Source organism: Pseudomonas sp. MIACH (assembly GCF_001269925.1).
In the GTDB taxonomy this organism is placed as follows: domain Bacteria; phylum Pseudomonadota; class Gammaproteobacteria; order Pseudomonadales; family Pseudomonadaceae; genus Aquipseudomonas.
In genome coordinates this window covers 53,127-76,365 of the sequence record NZ_LHVO01000028.1, presented here as the reverse complement: position 1 = coordinate 76,365, position 23,239 = coordinate 53,127, and the positions used below count along the sequence as shown (strand labels likewise).

22 protein-coding genes are annotated in these 23,239 nt (G+C 61.0%); 7 read left to right on the top strand and 15 right to left on the bottom strand.

From position 1 onward, the window contains the following. Nucleotides 1-28 precede the first annotated feature (28 nt). The gene (locus AD670_RS10465; protein ID WP_053131414.1) at nt 29-3,124 is read right to left on the bottom strand and encodes a multidrug efflux RND transporter permease subunit; all 3,096 of its coding nucleotides are present in this window, start codon (nt 3,122-3,124) and stop codon (nt 29-31) included. Next, on the bottom strand, nt 3,121-4,287 hold the full coding sequence (locus AD670_RS10460; RefSeq protein ID WP_053131412.1) for an efflux RND transporter periplasmic adaptor subunit: 1,167 nt from the start codon (nt 4,285-4,287) through the stop codon (nt 3,121-3,123). The genes AD670_RS10465 and AD670_RS10460 overlap by 4 nt, the downstream gene beginning before the upstream one ends. A 213-nt stretch (nt 4,288-4,500) precedes the next feature. Between AD670_RS10460 and AD670_RS10455 the strand changes: the two genes are divergently transcribed. Both AD670_RS10455 and AD670_RS10450 read left to right on the top strand, forming a co-directional pair. Beyond that, entirely contained in the window at nt 4,501-4,734 is a 234-nt protein-coding gene (locus AD670_RS10455) for a hypothetical protein (RefSeq protein WP_053131410.1), read from the top strand. Nucleotides 4,735-4,899: 165 nt separating this feature from the next. After that, nucleotides 4,900-5,682, top strand: coding sequence for a transporter substrate-binding domain-containing protein (locus AD670_RS10450; RefSeq protein WP_053131408.1), 783 nt, complete (start codon nt 4,900-4,902; stop codon nt 5,680-5,682). 43 nt (nt 5,683-5,725) lie between these two features. On the opposite strand, the gene AD670_RS10445 is transcribed toward AD670_RS10450, so the two are convergent. The 4 genes from AD670_RS10445 to AD670_RS10430 all read right to left on the bottom strand — a co-directional run bounded on the left by AD670_RS10445 (nt 5,726) and on the right by AD670_RS10430 (nt 9,040). Continuing rightward, the gene (locus AD670_RS10445) at nt 5,726-6,469 is read right to left on the bottom strand and encodes a YkgJ family cysteine cluster protein (protein ID WP_053131406.1); all 744 of its coding nucleotides are present in this window, start codon (nt 6,467-6,469) and stop codon (nt 5,726-5,728) included. Between the two features lie 108 nt (nt 6,470-6,577). After that, the gene (locus AD670_RS10440) at nt 6,578-7,060 is read right to left on the bottom strand and encodes an N-acetyltransferase (protein WP_053131403.1); all 483 of its coding nucleotides are present in this window, start codon (nt 7,058-7,060) and stop codon (nt 6,578-6,580) included. A 3-nt stretch (nt 7,061-7,063) separates the two neighbouring features. Continuing rightward, the gene (locus tag AD670_RS10435; protein ID WP_053131401.1) at nt 7,064-7,966 is read right to left on the bottom strand and encodes a chemotaxis protein CheV; all 903 of its coding nucleotides are present in this window, start codon (nt 7,964-7,966) and stop codon (nt 7,064-7,066) included. Between the two features lie 99 nt (nt 7,967-8,065). Beyond that, nucleotides 8,066-9,040, bottom strand: a complete 975-nt coding sequence (locus tag AD670_RS10430; RefSeq protein ID WP_053131398.1) for a D-glycerate dehydrogenase — start codon at nt 9,038-9,040, stop codon at nt 8,066-8,068. Between the two features lie 253 nt (nt 9,041-9,293). On the opposite strand from AD670_RS10430, the gene AD670_RS10425 reads away from it, so the two are divergent. Beyond that, entirely contained in the window at nt 9,294-9,692 is a 399-nt protein-coding gene (locus AD670_RS10425; protein WP_053131395.1) for a hypothetical protein, read from the top strand. Between the two features lie 94 nt (nt 9,693-9,786). Here AD670_RS10425 and AD670_RS10420 read toward each other — a convergent pair whose 3' ends face one another. After that, the gene (locus AD670_RS10420; RefSeq protein ID WP_027604744.1) at nt 9,787-10,755 is read right to left on the bottom strand and encodes a LysR family transcriptional regulator; all 969 of its coding nucleotides are present in this window, start codon (nt 10,753-10,755) and stop codon (nt 9,787-9,789) included. 183 nt (nt 10,756-10,938) lie between these two features. Here AD670_RS10420 and AD670_RS10415 point away from each other — a divergent pair, with 183 nt between their 5' ends. From AD670_RS10415 to AD670_RS10400, 4 genes are read left to right on the top strand one after another with little or no spacing between them, the layout of a single operon-like run. Beyond that, entirely contained in the window at nt 10,939-12,474 is a 1,536-nt protein-coding gene (locus tag AD670_RS10415) for an efflux transporter outer membrane subunit (protein ID WP_053131393.1), read from the top strand. 26 nt (nt 12,475-12,500) lie between these two features. Further along, complete coding sequence (locus tag AD670_RS10410; protein ID WP_053131392.1) at nt 12,501-14,678, top strand: FUSC family protein; 2,178 nt, start codon at nt 12,501-12,503, stop codon at nt 14,676-14,678. Next, a complete protein-coding gene (locus AD670_RS10405) occupies nt 14,668-14,868 on the top strand; it encodes a DUF1656 domain-containing protein (protein ID WP_053131390.1) in 201 nt (66 codons plus the stop codon). Before AD670_RS10410 ends, AD670_RS10405 begins: the two co-directional genes overlap by 11 nt. Before the next feature lie 10 nt (nt 14,869-14,878). Next, nucleotides 14,879-15,739, top strand: coding sequence for an HlyD family secretion protein (locus AD670_RS10400; RefSeq protein WP_053131388.1), 861 nt, complete (start codon nt 14,879-14,881; stop codon nt 15,737-15,739). A 40-nt stretch (nt 15,740-15,779) separates the two neighbouring features. Here AD670_RS10400 and AD670_RS10395 read toward each other — a convergent pair whose 3' ends face one another. From AD670_RS10395 to AD670_RS10360, 8 genes are all read right to left on the bottom strand, one after another. Continuing rightward, complete coding sequence (locus tag AD670_RS10395) at nt 15,780-16,181, bottom strand: hypothetical protein (RefSeq protein WP_053131384.1); 402 nt, start codon at nt 16,179-16,181, stop codon at nt 15,780-15,782. A 13-nt stretch (nt 16,182-16,194) separates the two neighbouring features. Then, a complete protein-coding gene (locus AD670_RS10390) occupies nt 16,195-16,824 on the bottom strand; it encodes a retron system putative HNH endonuclease (protein WP_053131382.1) in 630 nt (209 codons plus the stop codon). Further along, complete coding sequence (locus AD670_RS10385; RefSeq protein WP_053131380.1) at nt 16,817-18,175, bottom strand: AAA family ATPase; 1,359 nt, start codon at nt 18,173-18,175, stop codon at nt 16,817-16,819. Before AD670_RS10385 ends, AD670_RS10390 begins: the two co-directional genes overlap by 8 nt. Nucleotides 18,176-18,266: 91 nt before the next feature. Then, a complete protein-coding gene (locus AD670_RS10380; RefSeq protein WP_053131377.1) occupies nt 18,267-19,079 on the bottom strand; it encodes an SDR family oxidoreductase in 813 nt (270 codons plus the stop codon). Between the two features lie 14 nt (nt 19,080-19,093). Then, nucleotides 19,094-19,558, bottom strand: coding sequence for a hypothetical protein (locus AD670_RS10375; RefSeq protein ID WP_053131374.1), 465 nt, complete (start codon nt 19,556-19,558; stop codon nt 19,094-19,096). A gap of 264 nt (nt 19,559-19,822) precedes the next feature. After that, nucleotides 19,823-21,274, bottom strand: coding sequence for a mannose-1-phosphate guanylyltransferase/mannose-6-phosphate isomerase (locus tag AD670_RS10370; RefSeq protein WP_053131371.1), 1,452 nt, complete (start codon nt 21,272-21,274; stop codon nt 19,823-19,825). Nucleotides 21,275-21,379: 105 nt separating this feature from the next. After that, complete coding sequence (locus AD670_RS10365) at nt 21,380-22,033, bottom strand: alginate O-acetyltransferase AlgF (RefSeq protein WP_053131368.1); 654 nt, start codon at nt 22,031-22,033, stop codon at nt 21,380-21,382. Between the two features lie 16 nt (nt 22,034-22,049). Continuing rightward, nucleotides 22,050-23,234: an alginate O-acetyltransferase gene (locus tag AD670_RS10360; RefSeq protein ID WP_053131365.1), complete on the bottom strand. Its 1,185-nt coding sequence runs from the start codon at nt 23,232-23,234 to the stop codon at nt 22,050-22,052. Nucleotides 23,235-23,239 lie beyond the last annotated feature (5 nt).

The window sequence follows — 23,239 nt, the reverse complement described above, 5'->3', positions numbered from 1 at the left end:
CGTTTTGCTCCAGGGCGGTGCCTTGGCCTCAGTGTGGGGTCGCCAGCTCAACCGCTGGTTTGGGCCGGTGGAAAAACTTTTCAAGGTACAAGTATATGACCGGCGTGGTGAACAGCGTCAGCGCCTGGCTCACCAGCAAGCCACCGACCACCGCGATCCCCAGCGGCTGGCGCATTTCCGCGCCAGGGCCGGCACCGAGCATCAGCGGCACCGCGCCGAGCAGGGCGGCGAGGGTGGTCATGATGATCGGTCGGAACCGTGTCACGCAGGCTTCGTAGATCGCATCCTCCGGTGACATACCCCTGACGCGCTGGGCTTCCAGGGCAAAGTCGATCATCAGGATGCCGTTCTTCTTCACGATCCCGATCAACAGCACCAGGCCGATCAGCGCCATGATCGAGAAGTCCTGGCCCATCAACGACAGCATGATCAGCGCGCCCAAGCCCGCCGAGGGCAAAGTGGAAATAATCGTCAGCGGGTGCACGAAGCTCTCATACAGCACACCCAGAATGATGTAGACCGCCACCAGCGCCGCGAGGATCAGCCACGGTTGGCTGGCCAGCGAACTCTGGAACGCCTGGGCCGCGCCCTGGAAGTTGCCGATGATGGTGGTGGGCATGCCGATTTCATTCTTGGCCTGGTTGAGCATGATCACCGCATCGCCCAGCGCGACGCCGGGTGCCAGGTTGAACGACAGGTTGGCGGCGGGGAACATGCCGTCATGGCTGATGGACAAGGGCCCCACGGTCGGCGCGTCGACCTTGGCCACTGCCGACAACGGCACCATCTCATTGGTCAGTGGCGAGCGCAGGTAGAAGTAGTTCAGGCTTTCGGCCTTGCCGCGCTGTTGGGTGTCCAGTTCCAGCACCACCTGGTACTGGTTGATCTCGGTCTGGAACTCATTGATCTGACGCTGGCCGAAGGCGTCGTACAGCGCCTGGTCGACATCGGTGGCGGTCAGGCCAAAGCGCGCGGCGGCCTGCCGGTCGATGCTGATATGGGTAATGCTGCCGCCCAGTTGCAGGTCGTTGGACAGGTCGCGAAACGCCGGGTTGGCGCGCAGTTTTTCGGTGAGGCGCTGGGTCCAGGTATTGAGCGTCGGGCCGTCGTTGCTCTTGAGCACGTACTGGTACTGGGCACGGCTGGGGCCGGAGCTGAGGTTGATGTCCTGGCCGGCGCGCAGGTACAGGACGATGCCCGGCACTTTCGCGAGCTTGGGCCGGATGCGGTCGATGAACTGGCTGGCGGATACGTCGCGATCACCGCGGTCTTTCAAGGCGATCCAGAAGCGGCCATTGGCGATGGTCTGGTTGCTGCCGGTCACCCCCACCGAATGGGAAAACGCCTGCACCGCCGGATCATCCTTGACGATCTCGGCCAGGGCCTTGTGCTTGGCGACCATGTCCGGGTACGACACGTCCGCCGCCGCTTCGCTGGTGCCGAGCACAAAACCGGTGTCCTGTACCGGAAAGAAGCCCTTGGGGATAAACACGTAGCCGACCACCGCCAGGGCCAGGGTCACCACGAAAATGGCGGCCATGGTGCGTTGATGGGCCAGCGCGCGACGCAGGTTGCGCGCATAGCCGGCGAGCAGGCGCTCGCTGAAGCCGGGCTTGTCGTGGGCGGGATGGGTCGGGGCGCGCATGAACAGCGCTGCCAATGTCGGCGCCAGGGTCAACGAGACCACCACCGAAATCAGGATGGTCGAGGTGGCCGTCAGCGCGAATTCCTTGAACAACCGTCCGACCACACCGCCCATGAACAGCAGCGGGATAAACGCCGCCACCAGCGAGAAGCTGATGGACACCACGGTAAAGCCAATCTCGCCGGCGCCCTTGATCGCCGCTTCGCGCTTGTCGAGCCCCGCTTCCAGATGGCGGTGAATGTTCTCCACCACCACGATGGCATCGTCGACCACAAAGCCCACGGCGATCACAATCGCCACCAGGGTCAGGTTGTTCAGGCTGAAGCCCATCAGGTACATCAGCGCAAAACTGGCGACCAGCGACACGCCGAGCACGCTGGACACAATCAGCGTCGCCGACAATTGGCGCAGGAACAGCGCCATCACCGCCACCACCAGCAGGATGGCGATCAGCAGGGTCACTTCCACTTCATGCAGGGACGCGCGGATGGTCTTGGTGCGGTCGGTCAATACGCTGACCTGCACCGAGGCCGGCAGCATGCCTTGCAGGCGTGGCAACTCGGCCTGGATGCGGTCCACCGTCTCGACAATGTTGGCGCCGGGCTGGCGCGAAATCACCAGGTTGACCCCCGGTGTGTCGCCGGACCAGGCCTGCACGTAGGCGTTTTCCGAACCGTTGATGACTTTGGCGATATCGCGCAGTTGCACCGGTGCGCCGTTCTTGTAGGACACGATCAACTGCGCGTAGTCCTCCGGGTGAAACAGTTGGTCGTTGGTCGACAGCGTCGACACGCTGTTCTCGCCGTAGATCGCGCCCTTGGCCAGGTTGAGGCTCGATTGCTGGATGGCCAGGCGCACATCGGCCAGCGTCAGGCCGATGGCCGCGAGTTTGTCGGGGGAGGCCTGCACACGGATTGCCGGGCGCTGCTGGCCGGTGATGTTGATCTGGCCGACGCCGTCGATCTGGCTGATCTGCCGCGCCAGCAGGGTTTCCACATAGTCGCTTAGCTCGGTGCTGGGCATGCTGTCGGAGCTGACACTGAGGATGAGTACCGGGCTGTCCGCCGGATTGACCTTTTTCCAGGTCGGCAGGCTTGGCATATCGCTGGGCAGCTTGCCGGATGCGGTGTTGATCGCCGCCTGCACTTCCTGCGCGGCGGTGTCGATGCTCTTGTCGAGGGTGAATTGCAGGGTCAACAGGCTTGAGCCCAAGGCACTGCTGGAGGTCATCTGGGTCATGCCGGGGATGGCGCTGAACTGCACCTCCAGCGGCGTCGCCACCGAGGAGGCCATGGTGTCCGGGCTGGCGCCGGGCAGCTGTGCCGTGACTTGGATCGTCGGAAATTCCGCCTCCGGCAGTGGGGCGATGGCCAGGCGCGGGAAGGCAATGATCCCGAGCAGCACCAGGGCGAAGGTCAGCAGCAGGGTGGCGACCGGGTGGTCGACGCACCATGCCGAGGGTGAGCGGCTGCCGTTCATGGCTGCACCTTGGCGTCGACGGTCTGGATCACTTGCGGCGGCTCCTTGAGCACCTCCACCTGGGCACCGGCCTTGAGGCGCGACTGGCCGTCACTGACCAGCACATCGCCGGCCTGTACGCCCTTGATGATGTTGACGTCGCTGTCCTGGTACGTCACCTGCACCGGCACCACCTCCACTTTGTCGCCACTGACCCGGTACACGAAGTGCGAATCCAGGCCGCGTTGCACCACGGTCGGTGGCACCACCAAGGCATTTTTGTCGAGGGCGGTCTGGATCTTGATGGTCACCAGTTGCCCCGGCCACAGGCGTTGCGAGGCGTTGTCGAACTCGGCCTTGGCGCGCAGGGTGCCGGTGGTGGAACTGATCTGGTTGTCGATCAGGCTCAGGTGGCCTTCGCCGAGCAAATCACCGGTCTGGCCATCGGTGTCGGCGCCCAGGTAGGCGTCGACGCTGGCCTGGGTGGGCGCGGCGATCAGGCCTTGCAGGGTCGGCAGCATCTGTTGCGGCAGAGAGAACTCAACGGCAATCGGGTCGATCTGGGTCACGGAGAACAGGCCCTGGGTATCGCTGGTGCGCAGGAAGTTGCCTTCATCCACATTGCGAATACCGACGCGGCCGCTGACGGGGGAGCGAATCCGGGTGTAGGAAAGCTGTACCTGGGCCGCGTCGATTGCAGCTTGGTTACCTTGGGCGGTGGCCTTGAGCTGGTTGACCAGGGCTTGTTGCTGGTCGTAGGTCTGCTTGGACACGCCGTCGTCGATGCTCAATTCCTTGTAGCGCTTGAGGTTGACCAGCGCCACCTGCAACTGCGCCTGGCTCTCGCCCAGTTGCGCCTTGGCCTGGTCGAGGCTGGCGCGGATCGAGCGGTCATCAATAGTGGCCAGCAGGTCGCCGGCCTTGACCCGTTGGCCTTCCTTCACCAGCAATTGGGTGAGAATGCCGTCGACTTGCGGACGAATGATCACACTGTGCAGGGACAACACGGTGCCGATGCCGCTGACAAAGCGTGGAATGTCCTGCTGCGCGACGCTCACCACTCGCACCGGGACCGCGGTCGGCGCCGCCAGTTTGGCCTTGGCTGGCCGGGTCAGTGCCCAGGCCGCAATCGCTATTACCACGAGGACACCCACGATCAGGGCGGTTTTTCGTTGAATCTGCATGGGTGAGGCGCCGAGGCAAAGGATGGGGAGAGTGAGTGGTCTTTATAGCCCTCCTACCCGGTCAGCACGGTGACGGCTAACTGACAGCGCTGTCAGTAAACTCTGACCATTCGTACAGGTGGTGGTTAAAGATCTGAAGCTCGCAGGTATACTGCGTGCCAGTGTGGCCCGCAATCCGGCCTCGCATCATTTTTTGCACGTTCCGGAGCTTTCATGACTTCCCCGACACAACCCCCTGTTGAAGCGACCGACATCGTCGATCCGGCCAGCGCTGAAGGCGTTGAAAAAGCCGAGATCCCGGCGTTCAAGTTTCCGTTCAAGCCGGGTGAGCTGGCAGGGGCCAAGAATGCGGCCCAGCCGTGGTACAAAAACGGCGCCAAGAACGGCCATACCAAGTCGCCAGGCATGGCCCCGCCGGGTACTCGGCGTTCGATGGGTAAACGCTGAGGTTTATAAGCCTAAGGCCGTATCGATTATGGCCTACAGTTTCTGCTGAAATGTCTGATTGTAGGCCTACGTCCGTTTCTTGAAAGCTTGCACAGCCTTTGCTCTGCCCCAGTGAATTCAGGGGGAGCACGGTGATGCTGGTCTTTCCGGAAAAGGATGTCCCCCGTGGCCCTGATACACATTTGTGTAGTGTTTACCCTGTTGCTTTCGGCTAATGCCCTTGCAGCCAATGACCCACCACGTCGCGAAATCCGTTTCGCCGTTGCCGCACAATTCCCCCCCTTCCAGAGCCGCGACCCGCAAGGGCAGTTGGTAGGCTTGAATATCGAGCTGGGCAACGCCCTGTGCGTGCAGTTGAATGCACGCTGCACCTGGGTCGACCAGGTGCTTGCCGAAGATTTCACCTCCCTTGAAGCCAGAAAATTCGACGCGATCATGGGGATGGCGCCTACGCCGCAACGGCAACGTTGGGTCAGCTTCACCGATAACCTCTACCCCTTCACCACGCGCCTGGTGGCCCGCCGCACATCAGACTTGCTGCCCCGGGTAGCGTCGCTCAAGGGCAAGCGTGTGGGCGTGTTGCTGGGGAGCAATCGCGAGGCTTTTGCGCTGTCGGCATGGGCCCCCAGGGGCGTCATCGTCAAGAGTTTCTGGCTCAATAATGAACTGGTCAGCAGCCTTGTAGCCGGTGAAATTGACGCGACACTGCAGGGCACCGTAGAAATTCGCGAAGCCTTGCTCGACACCGAAGACGGTCACGATTTCGACTTCGTCGGCCCTGCCATTTCATCCGCGCTTTTGGGGGATGGCGTGGCCATCGCAGTGCGCAAGCCCGACACCGCATTGCGCAGCGAACTCAACTGCGCCATTGAACAGCTGAAGCAGAACGGCGAGTACCAACGGATTATCCAACCCTACCGCCTGGACGCCGCGCCTGCCGAGTCGTGATGGCGGATTAATCGCCACCGCCGCGTGATGACACCTGCAGGGTTTACGCCGCCCGCAGCGAGATAAACGCGTAGTTGGCCGGCACCTCGGTGGCAATCTGCGCCCCGGCATCCAGCATCTGCTCGGCGATGTCCATCCCCGAGACATGAAACACCCACTCACTGGCCACGGACGGCTGGTCCACCGCCAGCTCAATCGCCTGGGCAAACGCGCTCATGTCCGGCAGGTACGCGGTAAATCCATCCCCCTTGAGCGCCGTGGTGCGAATGCCCAGCAAGGCGCACACCGCCTCTTTGGTCTGCACGTCGTCTCGGTCGGCCTGGCGTGAGCGCTGGATCAGCTCCGCCAGCTCCTGGTCCACCAATTCACCACCGACGATCAATGCCGGGCCCTGTTCCCAGGATTGCGGCGGGCAATCCTTGGCGGCGGGGTTGAGCGGGATATGCGGGTTGATCTCCATCGGGTAGATGCGGCACACCAACGGGCGGCGCTCATAAATGCGGCACAGGTTGTCTGCGTCAAGATTCCGGCAGCGCCCGGCGTTGTAGGCGGCAAAGGTGATTGCCACAAATGCCTCGGTGTTGCCGCTGGGTACCACCACCGAACGGCGCTCGGCATGTTCGCGCTGCTGCTGGGGCAGGCCCAGGCCATTGCTCAGGAAACCTTCCACCAGAACGATGACATTACCGCCGTCCGCCGCCCACATACGGGCTTCCGCGAGGGTAAGGGGCACGTGATGATCGCTGCAGCATTTGCCGCAGCCGACGCAGGAAAAATGGGTGTTCATGGCGGATCTGTCACCGGGCTAGGTCAGAGGGCACGCAATTACGGTGACGGGTTTTTACCTCTATCCACCGTGGTGCTGCTCTGGAAGCAAGTTATGCGCCAGCGCCTGTCAGTCCTCGGCGACCACATCCCGCAACACAAAGACCATGCCTGCGCTTTCGTACAGTTGCCGAGCGCGCAGGTTGCTTTCCAGCACCTTGAGGTCGACATAGGGTTCGCCACGTTGCTTGAACACCTGGAAGCAGTGCAACAACAACGCCCGGCCCAAGCCTTGACCTTGAGCGCAAGGATGCACGGACAGGTTCTTGATAAACGCGCTGGTCCAGCACTGCGCCACCCCGAGAATGCCATCGCCGTTGCTGGCCACCAGGCATAGCGTAGGATCGAATTCGGCATCGGTGACGAATTGCTGCTGCCAGGTTGGCAGATGAGGGACGCGGCCACCCCCTTGCTCTTGGGTCATGCGCAATACCGCATGGATCGCCGGGGCCAAGTGGTCGCTGTAATGATCCAACTGCGTATGGGCCGGCCATTGCGGCGCAGGCAGGCTGCCGGTGAGGTCGCGGCGCAGCAGTTGGAAATACTCAGCCACCGGTTACAGGCCTTGTTGCGCCACGGTCTGAGCGGCTACCACCAGGCATTTGGTCAGTTCGGGTGAGGAGAACTTGGTCAGCACCGCGTTGGCACCGGCCAGGCGTGCCTTTTCGCTGTTCATCGCGCTGTCCAGAGAGGTGTGCAGCAACACGTAAAGATCCTGGAAATCCGGGGTTTCGCGCAGGGTGCGGGTCAGGGCGTAACCGTCCATTTCGGACATCTCGATGTCCGACACCACCACATTGATCTGCGCGGCCGTGCCTTGCAGCTCCAGCAGCACATCGATGGCTTCCTTGGCGCTGCGCGCGGTGTGGCAGGTCAGGCCGAGGTTGCGCAGGGTGTGCACCGATTGCTGCAGGGCGACTTGGCTGTCATCCACCACCAGGATCCGCGCATTGCCGAGCACTTCAGCCTCTTCCATGGTCAGGTCGGTAGGCGCCGCTTCAATCGGTGCCGGGGCGATGCCGTGGATGACTTTTTCGATGTCCAGCACCTGCACCAGGCCGCCTTCCACTTGGGTTACCCCGGTGATAAACGCGCGGTTGCCGCCGGAGCCGTAGGGTGGCGGGCGGATATCGGTGGTCAGGCAGTGCACGATCTTGCTCACCGCCTGCACATGCAGGCCCTGCTTGGAACGGCTCACGTCGGTGACGATCAGGCAACCGCCGTCCGGGTCCTCCAGGGGCATTTCCCCCAGGGCACGGCTCAGGTCGATCACCGCCAACGAGTTGCCTCGCAGGGTGGCGATGCCTTTGACGTGCGGATGGGACTCCGGCAGCTTGGTCAGCGGTGGGCAAGGGATGATTTCACTGACTTTCAGCAGGTTGATGGCCATGAGTTTGCCGCTGCGCAAGGTAAAGAGCAGAAGTGAGAGTGAGTCTGCGCGGGCTTTGGTGGTGGACATAAAAACCTTCTGAGGATCAGGGATGACGAACTTCTATTGAAGGTTATCGACTCGGGAGAGCCAGGCTTTAACCCGATTTTGTGTCGGGCTTGGCCCGTCTCAGCCCTTCCACACCTGCGGATTCACCAGGTCCTGTGGACGCTGGCCGAGCAGGGCGCTGCGCAGGTTGTCTAACGCGCGGTTGGCCATGGCTTCGCGGGTTTCATGGGTCGCCGAGCCGATGTGCGGCAGGGTCACCGCATTGCTCAACTGAAACAGTGGCGATTCGGCCAACGGCTCCTGCTCATACACATCCAGCCCGGCGCCGCGAATGGTCTGGTTTTGCAGGGCCTGGATCAGCGCCGGCTCGTCCACCACCGGGCCACGGGAGATATTGATCAGAATCGCGCTGGACTTCATCAGCCCCAATTCGCGGGTGCTGATCAGGTGGCGGGTCTTGTCGCTCAACGGCACCACCAGGCAGACGAAATCCGCCTCGGCCAGCAACTGGTCGAGGCTGCGGAACTGCGCGCCCAGCTCCTGTTCCAGCTCGGTCTTGCGGCTGTTGCCGCTGTACAGGATCGGCATATTGAAGCCCAGGCGCCCGCGACGGGCCACGGCTGCGCCGATATTGCCCATGCCGACGATGCCGAGGGTCTTGCCATGCACGTCACAGCCAAACAGTGGCGCACCGACGCTGGCTTTCCACTGGCCGGCCTTGGTCCAGGCGTCCAGCTCGGCCACCCGGCGCGCGCTGCTCATCAGCAGGGCGAACGCCAGGTCGGCGGTGCTTTCGGTGAGCACGTCGGGGGTGTTGGTGAGCATGATCCCGCGCTCGTTGAAGTACGGCACGTCGTAGTTGTCGTAGCCCACCGACACGCTGGACACCACCTCCAGCTTGCTCGCGCCTTCGAGTTGCGCGCGGCCCAGCTTGCGACCCACACCGATCAGGCCGTGGGCATGGGGCAGGGCTTCATTGAACTGTGCGTTGATATCACCCAGCTTGGGATTGGGCGCGATCACCTCGAAATCCTGTTGCAGGCGTTCGATCATTTGCGGGGTGACACGGCTGAAGGCGAGGACGGTCTTTTTCATTGCAGGCGGGCTCATCGACTACGGGAGAATGCCAAGCACGCTAACATTTATCCCCTCCACGCAACACCACAAGCTTGCACCTGCAGACAGCGGCGTCAGTGTCTGGACGGCGTGCTGTATATAACGAATGGACTCGCTGGGTATTATCAATTGCGCTGAGAAACTGTGAAATCTAACAGTGTTAAGCGCAGTATTTTTATTGCAGGCTATTTGCGAAAGAGGGGGAAGTGGAACTCTTCAGGAGTGAGCAATCATGAGGTATTTATTAGTGTTTGGTTTGATCGCCTGGCTTTCAAACTCAGCGGTACTGGCCGATAAAGGTTTCACTGATCAAGATTGTATAGATCAATGGTTGAAGAGCAGCGCTTCCAGAACATGTATCACAAGGCCTGGCAATATAGTTGCCATGGATCCTTTTGATAAGCGTACTTATGATCCGCGACCGATGAGTCAGTCGTACGATTACGAAAAGGGAGAACCCGTTAAATTTTGCAGTGTTAGAGCGGAGTGCTTTACAAAAGACACTAAAGAGATAGAGACGGGTCGTGTTGCGGGAGAAACTCAAGTGATAAATACGCGTAAAACGGGTGATTATGTGTTCCGGTTGGACTCTTTGGATCTCGTTATCAACAAGGATGGAGCGCTACAGTAAAGTTACTGACGTTGAATAAAGCGTGTAGGGCGGAACATCGTCCAATGCCGACACATGCCTGGCGCTTCCAGAGAAGCGCCCTGGCATGTGTTACTCAATTAGCCAGCCGCGCACCACTCAGGCTGCCGCTCAACTCATACGCCACCAGCTCCGCCTGGTGCGCCGCCAGGATCTCCGGCAACGAGCCGCGCAGGTATTCCACCCAGGTCTTGATCTTCGCATCCAGGTATTGGCGCGACGGGTAGATGGCGTACAGGTTCAGCTCCTGGGAACGATAGGTGGGCATGACCCGCACCAATGTGCCGTTGCGCAGGCCTTCGATGGCCGCATAGACCGGCAACAGGCCGACGCCCATGCCGCTGGTGATCGCGGTTTTCATCGCGTCGGCCGAGTTGACCAGGAACGGCGACGTATTGATCGCCACGCTTTCCTGGCCTTCGGGACCGTTGAAGGTCCACTTGTCCAACTGGATCACCGGGCTGACCAGGCGCAGGCAGGCGTGGTTGAGCAAGTCCTGGGGCCTTTGCGCGCAGCCCTTGGCCTTGACGTAGTCCGGCGAGGCGCAGGCGATGCTGTAGGTGATGCCCAGGCGTTGGGAGACAAAACCCGAGTCCGGCAGTTCGCTGGCGAGCACGATGGACACGTCGTAGCCCTCGTCCAACAGGTCCGGTACGCGGTTGGCCAGGGTCAGGTCGAAGGTCACGTCCGGGTGGGTGCGGCGGTAGCGGGCAATCGCGTCGATGACGAAATGCTGGCCGATGCCGGTCATGGTGTGCACTTTCAGCTGCCCGGCGGGGCGGGCGTGGGCGTCGCTGGCCTCGGCTTCGGCTTCTTCGACGTAGGCCAGGATCTGCTCGCAGCGCAGCAGGTAGCGTTTACCTGCCTCGGTGAGGGCAATGCGGCGGGTGGTGCGATTGAGCAAGCGGGTTTGCAGATGGGCCTCAAGGTTGGAGACCGCGCGCGAGACGTTGGCGGTGGTGGTGTCCAGTTGCGCGGCGGCGGCGGTGAAGCTGCCCGCTTCGGCCACGCAACTGAAGGCGCGCATGTTTTGCAAAGTGTCCATGGAGAGTTCTCAGGGGAGATGCCAAATTGTGACAGAAAGTTACGCCGTCCAGTGATCCCTACCAACGGATTATCGCTTGAACGGTAACAAAGATTCACAGGAATGCCAGCTTATCGTCCTCCATGGCGCCGCCTAGAATTGCGCCACCTCCCCCCGCAACACCACCTCAGGAATTCGTTCGCCGTGCCGCGTCGCATCAGCAGAGAGCTGAAGACTCTCATTAACCGAGCGCTGAAGGCTCTCAGCGTTTGCGCTTTATCGTTAGCAATCAGCGGCTGCATCGGAACCGGAGGAATCGCCCCCCAAGGCCAGGCCCTCAACGCTACTACCCTGGTCACCGACGAAGCGATCCGCAGCGCCGCCCAGGACGCCCATTGGCCCACCGCGCAGTGGTGGCAGGCCTACGGCGACCCCCAGCTCAATCGCTGGGTCGAACTCGCCACTCAAAGCAGCCCGAGCATGGCGATGGCCGCCGCGCGGGTGCGAGAAGCGCGGGCCATGGCCGGGGTTGCCGAGTCTGCCGAGTCGCTGCAGATCAACGCTGATACCACCCTCAAACGCCACAATTGGCCCAAGGATCAGTTCTACGGCCCTGGTGAATTGAGCGGTGCCAACACCTGGGACAACAATGCGTCCCTGGGCCTGAGCTACGCCCTTGACCTGTGGGGCCGCGAAAGCAACGCCACCGAACGTGCCGTCGACCTGGCCCACATGAGCGCCGCCGAAGCACGCCAGGCCCAACTCGAACTGCAGAACAACGTGGTGCGCGCCTATATCCAGCTGTCGTTGCATTACGCCAACCGCGATATCGTCGCAGCGACCCTGGCCCAGCAACAGCAGATCCTCGACCTGGCCAACAAACGCCTGGACGCCGGGATCGGCACCCATTTCGACGTGAGCCAGGCCGAAACGCCGCTGCCGGAAACCCATCGTCAATTGGATGCCCTGGACGAAGAAATCGCCCTGAGCCGTAACCAGCTGGCGGCGCTTGCCGGTAAAGGTCCGGGGGAGGGGGCCACCTTGCAGCGTCCGACGCTGTCCCTTGCCGCCCCCCTGAAACTGCCCTCAAGCCTACCCGCGCAATTGCTCGGCCAGCGCCCGGATGTGGTTGCCAGCCGTTGGCAGGTCGCGGCGCAAGCCCGTGGCATCGATGTCGCCCACGCCGGTTTCTACCCCAACGTCGACCTGGTCGGCAGCCTCGGCTACATGGCCACCGGCGGCGGCATGCTGGCGTTTCTCGCCGGCAAGAAATTCAACTATAGCGTCGGCCCGGCCATCACCTTGCCGATCTTCGACGGCGGCCGCCTGCGTGCAGAGCTGGGTGAAGCCAGCGCCGGCTATGACATCGCCGTGGCGCGCTACAACCAGACCCTGGTTAATGCGCTCAAGGGCATCAGCGACCAGTTGATCCGCCGCGAGTCCATGGACAAGCAAGCCGCATTTGCCGCGCAGTCGGTGGCCTCGGCGCAGAAGACCTACGACATCGCGATGATCGCCTACCAGCGTGGCCTCACCGATTACCTCAATGTGCTCAACGCCCAGACCTTGCTGTTTCGCCAACAACAGATCGAGCAACAGGTACAGGCCGCGCGGCTTGGTGCCCATGCCGAACTGGTGACCGCCCTGGGTGGCGGTCTCGACGCCGGCAACGACCAGCCGCAAGACGCCAAGACCCTCCCGAGCAAGACCCCGGCGGCGCTTGCCGTGTTTTATCACTGAATAGTTTGGTCACTGAGTAGGATTTAATGACTCCGATGCCTGCACCGCTGCGCTGGCTGCATTCCCTTGAGTGGCGCCGTGGTTTTTTCGACTGGGCACGCAGCGACGGCGTGACCTGGGTGTACATCTTCAAGGTGCTGATCGCCGCGTTCCTCACGCTGTGGCTGGCCATGCGCCTGGAGCTGCCGCAACCACGCACCGCGATGATCACCGTGTTTATCGTGATGCAACCGCAGAGCGGCCAGGTGTTCGCCAAGAGCTTCTATCGTTTCCTCGGCACCCTGGCGGGGTCGGCGGTGATGGTGTTGTTGATCGCTTTGTTTGCGCAGAACACCGAGTTGTTCCTGGGGGCGTTGGCGATCTGGGTCGGCATTTGCACCGCTGGCGCGACACGCAACCGCAACTTCCGCGCCTACGGGTTCGTGCTCGCGGGGTATACGGCCGCGATGGTCGGCCTGCCGGCCCTGGCCCATCCGGACGGCGCCTTTATGGCAGCGGTGTGGCGGGTGCTGGAAATTTCCCTGGGGATCCTGTGTTCCACGCTGGTCAGCGCGGCGATCCTGCCGCAGACCTCCAGCGCCGCCATGCGCAATGCGCTCTATCAGCGCTTTGGCGTGTTCGCGCTGTTTGTCACCGACGGCCTGCGCGGGCGCAGCCAACGTGAAGGGTTCGAGGCCAGCAACGTGCGCTTTATCGCCGAGGCCGTGGGCCTGGAAGGGCTGCGCAGCCTCACGGTGTTCGAAGACCCGCATATGCGCCGGCGCAACGGTCGGCTCAGTCGCCTCAACAGCGAGTTCATGAGCATCACCACGCGCTTCAATGCTTTGCACCAGTTGCTCGAACGCCTGCGCACGGATTCCGCGGATCATGTGGTGGCGGCGATCAAACCCGGCCTGCAGGACCTGGCCGAAGTGCTCGACGGTTTCTCCGGTCGCGCCCTCACCAGCCCCGATGCCGCGCGGTTGGTCAACCAACTCAGTGCCTACAAGGACAGCCTGCCCGCCAAGGTGCGCAGCCTGCGGGCGAGCTTCCAGGAGGGCAATCCGAGTGAGGCCGAGCAGCTGGATTTTCACACCGCTTATGAGCTGCTCTACCGCTTCGTCGATGACCTGCACAACTACGCGCAAACCCATGCCTCCCTGGCCGATCACAGCCATGCACGGGAGCAATGGGACGAAACCTTCAGCCCCAAGACCAACTGGCTGGCCTGCGCCGCCTCGGGGATTCGCGCGTCGTTCATCCTGATCGTGCTGGGCAGTTATTGGGTGGCCACGGCCTGGCCCAGCGGCGCCACCATGACCCTGATCGCCGCCGCGACCGTCGGCCTGTCCGCCGCCACACCCAACCCCAAGCGCATGGCCTTCCAGATGGCCTGCGGCACCTTGATCGGCGCGTTGGTGGGTTTCGTCGACATGTTCTTCGTGTTCCCGTGGATCGACGGCTTCCCGCTGCTGTGCGTGATGCTTGCGCCGGTGATCATCCTCGGTGCGTTCCTCGCCTCACGTCCGCAATACGCCGGTGTGGGCGTGGGCCTGCTGATTTTCTTCAGCACCGGCTCGGTGCCGGACAACCTCACGGTCTACAACCCCTACACCTTTATCAACGACTACATCGCCATGATCATTGGCATGCTGGTGTGCGCGGCGGCGGGAGCGATCATCCTGCCGCCCAACAGCCGCTGGCTGTGGCGCCGCCTGGAGCAGGACCTGCGCGAGCAGGTGGTGTATGCCATCAGCGGCAAGCTCAAGGGGTTGGCGTCGAGCTTCGAAAGCCGCACCCGTGACCTGCTGCACCAGGCCTACGGCCTCGCTGTCGGCCAGCCGCAAGTGCAACGCGACCTGCTGCGCTGGATGTTCGTGGTGCTGGAAGTCGGCCACGCGATCATCGAGTTGCGCAAGGAACAGGCGATCCTGCCGGTGCACCCCGCCTACGCCGAGTCCCAGCCCTGGCGCCAGGCAATCCGGGTGATGGGCCGCTCGTTGGTGCGACTGTTCCTGCAACCCAGCGCCAGCAACCTGGAGCGCGGCCTGATCGCCGTCGACCACGCGATCAGCCGCGTGCAGGCCACCGACGAACCCTTCGCCCCGCACTTCGACACCTCGGCCCTGCGCCGCGTGAAAAGCTACCTGCACTTTATCCGCACCTCGCTGCTGGACCCGCAATCGCCACTGGCGGCCCTCAAAGGAGCCCCGCATGCCTCGTGAAATCGCCTTCCACGGCCTCTATATGCCGACCATGACCCTGATGTTCCTGATCGCGGCCGTGCTGGCCTGGGCCCTGGACCGCTTCCTGGCCGGGTTCGACCTGTACCGTTTTTTCTGGCACCCGGCGTTGCTGCGCCTGAGCCTGTTCGTTTGCCTGTTCGGTGCCCTGGCGCTGACCGTCTACCGTTGAGAATGCCCCGATGAAAAAGTTTTTCAGCCTGCTCGCGACTTTGCTGGGACTGGCTTTGGCGATCTGGATTGGCCGCACGTTGTGGGTGCACTACATGCAAACCCCGTGGACCCGCGACGGCCGCGTGCGCGCCGACATCATCAACGTGGCAGCCGACGTCACCGGCGAAGTGGTCGACGTGCCGGTGCGCGACAACCAGTTGGTGAAGAAGGGCGACCTGCTGATGCAGATCGACCCCGAGCACTACCGCATCGCCGTCAAGCAGGCGCAGTCCCTGGTCGCCTCGCGCAAAGCCACCTGGGAAATGCGCAAGGTCAACGCCCACCGCCGCGCCGACCTCGACGCCCTGGTGATCTCCAAGGAAAACCGCGACGACGCCAGCAACATCGCCGATTCGGCCCTGGCGGATTACCAGCACGCGCTGGCACAACTCGAAGCGGCCGAACTCAACTTGAAACGCACCCAGGTTGTGGCGGCGGTGGACGGCTACGTCACCAACCTCAACGTGCATCGCGGCGACTACGCACGCATAGGCGAAGCCAAGATGGCCGTGGTCGATATGAACTCGTTCTGGGTCTATGGCTTCTTCGAAGAAACCAAGCTGCCCCATGTGAAAGTCGGTGACAAAGCCGACATGCAGCTGATGAGCGGCGAGACGTTGAAGGGGCACGTAGAAAGCATCTCGCGCGGCATCTACGACCGCGACAACCCGGAGAGTCGCGAGCTGATCGCCGATGTGAACCCGACCTTCAACTGGGTGCGCCTGGCCCAGCGCGTGCCGGTACGGATTCATATTGATGAAGTGCCGGAGGGGGTGTTATTGGCGGCGGGGATTACCTGCACGGTGATCGTTAACCAAACGCCGAACTGAAATGTGGGAGGGAGCAAGCCCCCTCCCACATTTGACCGAGTCAGGCCTTGATAAATGTTTCATGCAGATGACGCCACAGCAGTGCGCCACTGGCCTGTTTCTCAAACACCACGGTGGCACGGCGGTCCGTCCGGGTGCCGCTGGCATCGATCTGATGCTCGCGATAAGTCACCGTGGCCCCGCGTGCATGTCGGTCAATCCCGGTCATTTCACTCAAGGTGATCTTCAACCCTGGGCGCATGCCGCCCAGGCGAGTGAACAGCGCGTTGACCCCGGCTGCATTGACGCGTGTGCCGGTGGCGGGGGCGATCATGCTGAACTCCGGCGAGAAGCGCGCAAGCAGGCTTTGCAGGGTGCCTTCTGGCGCAACACCGGCAAACCATTGCTCGATCTCGACGTGGGTTTGGATGACTTCTTCGAAAAAGTCGCTGTAGTCGATCATGGTGTACTCGTTATCAGGTGCTTAACTGGCGAATTACATTCACCAGAACGGGGGCGAACGGTTTCAGGCGGTTGTTGGCGTCGGGTTGTTGCAGCTCTTCCCTTAGCAGCATCAACAAGTCGAAATCGGCGACTTCAAGGTCATCGCCATCCATACCGCTGTCATAGAGCAGTGCATCCAGGATGGACTTTCTGGCGCCGAATAGGGCGCGATTGTTTTCACGACTGTTTCCAAGGTTCAGTACTTGAATGGACGTGGCTGCTCTGGGAGTCAAGCCTTCCACACGACCGGACAGATAAAATTTCAGCTCGGTTTCGCACTCATTCATCAAGGATGTAAGCGGCAAAACCTGATGGGCGTGTGCTTTGCCGCACTGCTTGTTGCGGTTGCAACTGGCAACGATGTTAGAGAAGTCCAACGAACGGTGTGGTGCTGTTTGCCTGGCCTCAACATGTTCGTTGTGGGCGCTGCCTGATGTGATTCCGTGGCAGCAATACGCACATAGGCCATGTTGTTCTTCGATACAGGCTTCGCGGATACTGGTTCTTTCTTCGGGGCTTAAATCTGTATAGCCGCCGTTCGGGTGCGTACGCTTCCATTGTGTCAGGGCTGCCGGCTCATCTCCTTTGGTGATCTTACGCACTGCGTAACTCCAGCTTGCGAATCAGGAGAGAGGCTTTGGTCAGTTCGAGGTGGCCAGGTTCAAGTTCTGCGGACAGTTCTTTAAAAAGGGTCTTCGCCTCTTTCAATTTTTTGTCTTGCAACAGGTCCAGCAAGCGATCGAGACGAGCCTGAACCTCCCTGTTGCGTATATCGGTGTCCATGACACTGAGCAGCACCTGATTGGCATCGAGACCGTAGAGACCGTTGCGTTCTTCCAATTCGCCGTCGTCAAGGACATAGCACAGGACGTCCTTGGTATCGCTGATCACCAGTGGGGAATGGGTGGTGAGGATGAATTGGCAGTTGGGGAAGGTTTCGGTGAGTTGGTGGATCAGGCGGCGTTGCCATTGAGGATGCAGATGGAGGTCAACTTCGTCGATTAGGACAATGCCATTCCCGTGCAGAGGGTTTTCAAGTGACGGATTCATAATCGCTAGACGACGGGCAATATCGCCGACAAGTGCCAACAGGGATTTTTCGCCTTGAGAGAGCTGAGAAACGACGAGTGTTTTACCTGCTTTATCGATAGCCATATGCAATCGAGGTTTACGTTGAACTCTTAGGTTATTGAATCCAGGCATAAATGCTTCGATCGCGAGGCGAACGGCCGTTAGTTGGATGTCGCGAGAAGCGATGTGCATATCCCGTAATTCAGAAATTATTTTAGCTTCCGAATCAGGGAGGGAGGTCTCAAAGTGCTTTAAGGTTTCAAACGAGATACCCCGCTCGTTTTCGCTATCTTCTCGTTCACGAAACCATTGAAAAAAACGGCCAAAATCTACTCCACCGTTTAGTGCATTCTCGTAACCATCAAACTGGTCAAAAAGTTGATCAGACTTCCCTATCTTCAGTGGAACGTCGTTTACGGATCTTTCTACGGGATAAAAGGCGATGAGTGGCAATGCAGCGCTTTCGTCGACCAGACCCAGGTGAAAACGGAAAAAGTCGGCGAGTAACGTAACGTTTGCAAGCGCGCTTTCAAGCTTGGATTTACGCGATCGTAGCGTACGTGCAAGAGTCCACGAATAAACGGTTGATAGGTGCACCGCTGGATGAGAGATGGCACTGATATCAATGGTGATTGATGCTGAAGTGGCTCCGTTACTTATATCGTCTTCTGCAATTGGGCTTCCGCTGCCTCTCTCTGAGCGAATTCTCGCCACTAACCAACTAAAAGATGTGGCTATCGACTTCAAAATCGTCGTCTTCCCCGCGCCATTATTCCCCACAAACACCGTCACCTTCGACGCATGGTTTTCGGTAGGCGCAAAGGCGACTTCCAAGTCGGTAAAACGACCGACGTTATTCAGTCGAATTTTTCTGATTTCCATCGTATTACCCTTGTGGGGCCAGTCAGTGTCTAGAGGCAGGCGGCGATTATGGCACTCATCCAAGGTTTTGGCAGGTGGGCTTCACGGTTGCTTACAACACCCCGTTCAAGCCAAAACGCTTTTTCAATACCGTCTCAAGCAGCCCCTTGGGCAACAACGCTGCCATCAACGGCAACGCCCGGCTGCCATTACCCGAACGCAACAGGCGCGGCGGCTGTGGTTGTTGCACCGCCTTGAGCACATCCATTGCAAACACGCTGGCGGGTGTCGGCTTGTCCTGAGAGGCCTGGCTACGGGCGCGGATACCATCGCGCAATGGCCACCACGGGGATTTTTCGTTGATCAACAGTTCGGCCTGGGCGCCGGCGTTTTTTGCGAAGCTTGTATCGATGGCGCCGGGCTGCACTTCCATTACGCGGATACCAAAGGGTGACAGCTCCATGCGCAATGCATCACTCAGCGCATGCACCGCCGCCTTGGAGGCGCAGTAGGCACCGGCAAACGGCGTGACCAAGACGCCGGAAACGCTGCCGATATTCACCACCAGGCCTTTGCTGCGGCGCAGGGCCGGGAACAGTGCCTGGGTCACGCCGACGATGGAAAATACATTGGTCTCGAACTGGCGCTGCATCGCTTCGGTGCCGCCATCGAGCAGCGGGCCCATGGCGCCGTAGCCGGCGTTGTTGACCAGTACATCCAGCTCGCCCAGTTGTTCGGCCAGGCGCTGTAAAGCGGTACTGTCGTTGACGTCGAGTTCGACTGCATTGAAACCCGCGGCGGCGAGGGCGGTGACGTCTTCCGGGCGGCGGGCGCTGGCCCACACGTTGAAACCGGCGGACTTGAAGGCATCGGCCAGGGCACGGCCAATACCGCTGGAGCAACCGGTGATCAGTACATTGGGCATGCATCAGTCCTTTGTCAGTCCGAGAAACTGCCTTGCAGGTGCTCGGCGCGAAATTCCAGGGTTTGCGGGCGGTAGCCGGGGCGCAGGGGCGGGGTGGGCAGGCAATCGTCCCAAGTGGCGCCGGCCTGTAACTCGCCGGGGCCGCGATAGCGGGGGGCAGCATAGACGTTATCGGCGAGGTTGACCGTGTCGCCTGGCGCATAGGCGGCGACGCGCCAGCGCAGTTCGGTCAGCGGTACGTCGTTGCCGTTATTCAGGGTCAGTTTCAATGGGCGGTCGGCAGGGCAGTCCTGCGGGGCGTAGCTGATGCGCAGTTCCAGGCGCGCCAGTTGCGAGGCTTCGCGGCTGTCCAGCCAGACCACCCAGACGGCCACGCAACCCAGGCCTGCCAAGGCAGCAAGGGAAACCGGAAGGGCCTTGGCCGGGTAGCGCAGCAGGAGGATCAGCCAGGTGATGATCAGGAGAACGCCGAAGAACATGGAGACCACCTCGAATAGGGAACGAGCATCCTAACTTAAGCGTAGGTGGGATTGGCTACCTTGAGTGCTGTGGTGGGCGTGCGGGCCTCATCGGGAGCAAGCCCCCTCCCGCCTTTGACCTGCGAATACATTCAAATGTGGGAGGGGGCTTGCCCCCGATGAGGCCCTCACAGCCAGCGCAAATCCCAAACAAAAAGCCCCCACCCAACCCACTGCGGATAGGGGACGCAATGGGCTGGGCGAGGGCTTCTTTTTACGACTGTTTTACTGCGCGATAGTTTTCACCGAAACGCCACGTTCAACCGGCGTCGAGCGCCCGTAGATGTCTTCGAAACGTTCGATATCGTCTTCGCCCAGGTAGCTGCCCGATTGCACTTCGATGATCTCCAACGGGATCTTGCCCGGGTTGCGCAGGCGGTGCACCGAGGCGATCGGGATGTAGGTGGATTGGTTCTCGCAGAGCAGGAACACGTTCTCGTCACAGGTGACTTCGGCGGTGCCGCTGACCACGATCCAGTGTTCGGCGCGGTGGTGGTGCATTTGCAGCGACAGGCACGCGCCCGGCTTGACCGAGATGTGCTTGACCTGGAAGCGGCCGCCCATGTCCACCGAGTCGTAGGAGCCCCACGGACGATAGACTTCGCAGTGGTTCTGGGTTTCGCTGCGGCCCTGTTCGTTGAGGGTGTTGACCATCTGCTTGACGCCCTGGACCTTGTCCTTGTGGGCAATCATCATCGCGTCCTTGGTTTCCACCACCACGATGTTTTCCAGGCCGATCACCGACACCAGTTTGCCGTTGCCGTGGATCATGCAGTTCTTGCTGTCCTGGATCACCACGTCGCCCTTGGTGACGTTGCCGTTGGCGTCTTTATCGTTGACCGCCCACAGCGAGGCCCAGCAACCCACGTCGCTCCAACCGGCGCTCAACGGCACCACGCAGGCGCGCTGGGTTTTTTCCATCACGGCGTAGTCGATGGAGTTGTCCGGGCAGCAGGCGAAGGTGGCTTCGTCGAAGGTCACGGTGTCGGCATCTTGCACGCTGCGCTCCAGGGTCAGCACACAGGTGTCGTAGATGTCCGGATCGTGCTTTTTCAGCTCTTCCAGGAAGCGGCTGGCGCGGAACAGGAACATGCCGCTGTTCCAGAAATAACCGCCGCTTTTGACGAACTCGACGGCGCGTTTTTCATCGGGTTTTTCCACGAACTGCTGCACGCGGCTTACGCCTTCGGGCAGCAGCGAATCGTTGGTGGACTTGATGTAGCCATAACCGGTTTCCGGACGGGTGGCCGGCACGCCGAACAGCACCATCTCGCCACGCTCGGCGGCCACGGTGGCCAGGGCCAGGGCGCGTTGCAGGGCTTTCTGGTCGTCGATCACGTGGTCGGCCGGCAGTACCAGCATCAGTTCGTCACGACCTTCGTTGACCAGCATCATCGCGGTCAGGGCCACGGCCGGCGCGGTGTTGCGGCCGAAGGGTTCCATCAGGATGCGCTGGCACTCCAGCTTACGGGTGCTCAGTTGCTCATTGACGATGAAGCGATGGTCCTTGTTGCAGACCACGATCGGGGAGTCCATGCCTTCGAATACCAGGCGTTCCAGGGTTTGCTGGAACAGCGTGTGCTCGCCGGTCAGGGCCAGGAATTGTTTGGGGAACTGTTTACGGGAAAGCGGCCAAAGACGTGAGCCGCTACCACCGGAAAGGATTACTGGGATCATGTGTTTCTCCTTGAATCAATTTGGGTCAGAGCTACGAAGGTTTGTCGTTTCACTCTTGTTTTTGTCTCGTGTCCGGGCCGGCCGCAGCCGACCCGGAAAATTCATTCAGCGGGTCGACACCGGGCGTTTTACCCAGACTGGCGAAATGCTCGAACCCGAACCGGTGACGTACAGCACCGCTGCTTCACCGCGCTCGAGGGCCACTGGCTTGACGTCGCCGACTTTCTTGTCGCCGTCATACAGCGCCAGGCTGACCTTCACCGGGTTGATTTCGCGCTCGCCACGGCCTTTGGCGGCCACCGACTTGACCACGTCGGTCTTGCCGTCGGCGGTTTTCAGGGTCAGGGCCTTGTCGCTGAGGTTCTGCACGCGCACCAGGGATTTCTGCTTGTTCTTGAACGGCGGTTCTTCGATCAGTTGTGGCTGGCCGCTGTTGTTGTTGACCAGGGTGTAGTAGTGATCCGGCGCGAGTTTGACCGGCACGGTCTGGCTGCCGATCTTGGCGCTGTAGTCGCCGCCGGGCATGAAGCTGAAGTCACTGCTGGCCAGCGGGGCCACTTCGCTGAGGTTGGTGCTGCCGACTGTCGCGCTGACTTCCTGGTTGGAGGCGTTGTAGACACGCACGAAACTTGAGCCTTTCGGTGCGACTGGGCCGTACAAGGCAGCGTCACCGGCGAAGGCGGACAGGGATACCAAGCTCATACCGGCAGCCAGGGCCAGAGTCTTAGCGAGACGACGCGGAGTAGTAGTGAAAGTCATGTGAGTTACCTCTCTTTCAGTTTTGCGCCCGGTCGGGCGTCTCGGATTTTGGGTTTTTAGCTGGGGTGTTCAGTGCCATGTTTTGTTGGCGCGAACCGGCTTGTTTAAGTTGCGCAACCCACGATGGGTCGGCATCACCGATTTCGTTGTTCACGGGCAGATAGCGTTCAGGAAACTCCCAGATCAGCACCTGTGGCGGGCTGTTCTTGAAGTCGTCACTTTTCAGGTAGCTGAGCATCGGCAGGATCGGGCCGTGGCCGTCTTCGGCGTAGCTGACCACGTCGCTGCCCAGGGCTTGCTTGAGGGCGCCGACGAAGTTCCAGTTGGGGTTGGCGCTGTAGCTGGTGCCCACCAGTGCCACCGGGGTTTCGCTGTCGCTGAACAGCGCGTCGTCGCCTTTGGTTTCGGCCAGGTGCGTGACGCGCTTTTCCAGCGGCTCTTTCGGCGGCATCAGGTTTTCGAACAGCGGGTCCAGGGGCAGGAACAGACGCAGGTCGCCTTTATGCGGCTCGGTCTTCTCGGCCTCGGTGACAAAGCGCTGCGGCTCGCCATGGAGCGGGGTCTTGGCGGCGATGGTTTTAGCCAACTGCTTGGCAGCGATTTCGGCGCCGTCCGGGGTCCAGTGGGTGTCGGTGCGCAGGAACACCTGCTTGCCGCCCAGCTTGGCCTGTTGCAGCGGGCCGAGCAGGTCAGGAGCGATGATCTTGTCGGCAGCGACACGGGCGTGGAAGTCCTGGTACAGGTTGGCGTGGATGCTCGCCGGTTTCACTTCACCCAGGTGTTCCGGGTACAGGCGCACCTTGGCCGGCACGATCGCCATCACCAACTGGATGCCCTGGGCCTTGAGCTTCTGGCGTACGCCTTCGACCAGCGCGTAGTTGCCCTCAAGGTTCTGGTCTTCGTTGACGGCGGGGTTGAACTCTTCGTCGCTGTACAACCAGTGATCGCGGCCCAGCACCACGCCAGGGCGGCCTTCATTGAACAGCTTGTAGTCCAGCGCAGCCCAGAGGTTGGTGCCCAATCGCTTGATCGGGAACTCCTCGTCGTAATGGGTCTCGACGGCCTTGGTCCAGCGACCGTTGAGCACGGTCGCGTCGGCGTTGGTGCTGAAGCCCAGAAAACTGCGCAGCGACCAAGCGCCCAGGGCCAGCAACACCACCAGAAACAGGCCGATATAGAGGACGCGTAATGAACGGGTCATGGTCG

What these genes read in the sequence shown, in the direction of transcription:
- AD670_RS10410 (WP_053131392.1), top strand. Translation starts at nt 12,501, where the DNA reads ATGACTCCGATGCCTGCACCGCTGCGCTGGCTGCATTCCCTTGAGTGG.
- AD670_RS10385 (WP_053131380.1), bottom strand. Translation starts at nt 18,175, where the DNA reads ATGGAAATCAGAAAAATTCGACTGAATAACGTCGGTCGTTTTACCGAC.
- AD670_RS10420 (WP_027604744.1), bottom strand. Translation starts at nt 10,755, where the DNA reads ATGGACACTTTGCAAAACATGCGCGCCTTCAGTTGCGTGGCCGAAGCG.
- AD670_RS10380 (WP_053131377.1), bottom strand. Translation starts at nt 19,079, where the DNA reads ATGCCCAATGTACTGATCACCGGTTGCTCCAGCGGTATTGGCCGTGCC.
- AD670_RS10425 (WP_053131395.1), top strand. Translation starts at nt 9,294, where the DNA reads ATGAGGTATTTATTAGTGTTTGGTTTGATCGCCTGGCTTTCAAACTCA.
- AD670_RS10460 (WP_053131412.1), bottom strand. Translation starts at nt 4,287, where the DNA reads ATGCAGATTCAACGAAAAACCGCCCTGATCGTGGGTGTCCTCGTGGTA.
- AD670_RS10375 (WP_053131374.1), bottom strand. Translation starts at nt 19,558, where the DNA reads ATGTTCTTCGGCGTTCTCCTGATCATCACCTGGCTGATCCTCCTGCTG.
- AD670_RS10435 (WP_053131401.1), bottom strand. Translation starts at nt 7,966, where the DNA reads ATGTCCACCACCAAAGCCCGCGCAGACTCACTCTCACTTCTGCTCTTT.
- AD670_RS10465 (WP_053131414.1), bottom strand. Translation starts at nt 3,124, where the DNA reads ATGAACGGCAGCCGCTCACCCTCGGCATGGTGCGTCGACCACCCGGTC.
- AD670_RS10400 (WP_053131388.1), top strand. Translation starts at nt 14,879, where the DNA reads ATGAAAAAGTTTTTCAGCCTGCTCGCGACTTTGCTGGGACTGGCTTTG.
- AD670_RS10370 (WP_053131371.1), bottom strand. Translation starts at nt 21,274, where the DNA reads ATGATCCCAGTAATCCTTTCCGGTGGTAGCGGCTCACGTCTTTGGCCG.
- AD670_RS10455 (WP_053131410.1), top strand. Translation starts at nt 4,501, where the DNA reads ATGACTTCCCCGACACAACCCCCTGTTGAAGCGACCGACATCGTCGAT.
- AD670_RS10360 (WP_053131365.1), bottom strand. Translation starts at nt 23,234, where the DNA reads ATGACCCGTTCATTACGCGTCCTCTATATCGGCCTGTTTCTGGTGGTG.
- AD670_RS10430 (WP_053131398.1), bottom strand. Translation starts at nt 9,040, where the DNA reads ATGAAAAAGACCGTCCTCGCCTTCAGCCGTGTCACCCCGCAAATGATC.
- AD670_RS10365 (WP_053131368.1), bottom strand. Translation starts at nt 22,033, where the DNA reads ATGACTTTCACTACTACTCCGCGTCGTCTCGCTAAGACTCTGGCCCTG.
- AD670_RS10445 (WP_053131406.1), bottom strand. Translation starts at nt 6,469, where the DNA reads ATGAACACCCATTTTTCCTGCGTCGGCTGCGGCAAATGCTGCAGCGAT.
- AD670_RS10405 (WP_053131390.1), top strand. Translation starts at nt 14,668, where the DNA reads ATGCCTCGTGAAATCGCCTTCCACGGCCTCTATATGCCGACCATGACC.
- AD670_RS10395 (WP_053131384.1), bottom strand. Translation starts at nt 16,181, where the DNA reads ATGATCGACTACAGCGACTTTTTCGAAGAAGTCATCCAAACCCACGTC.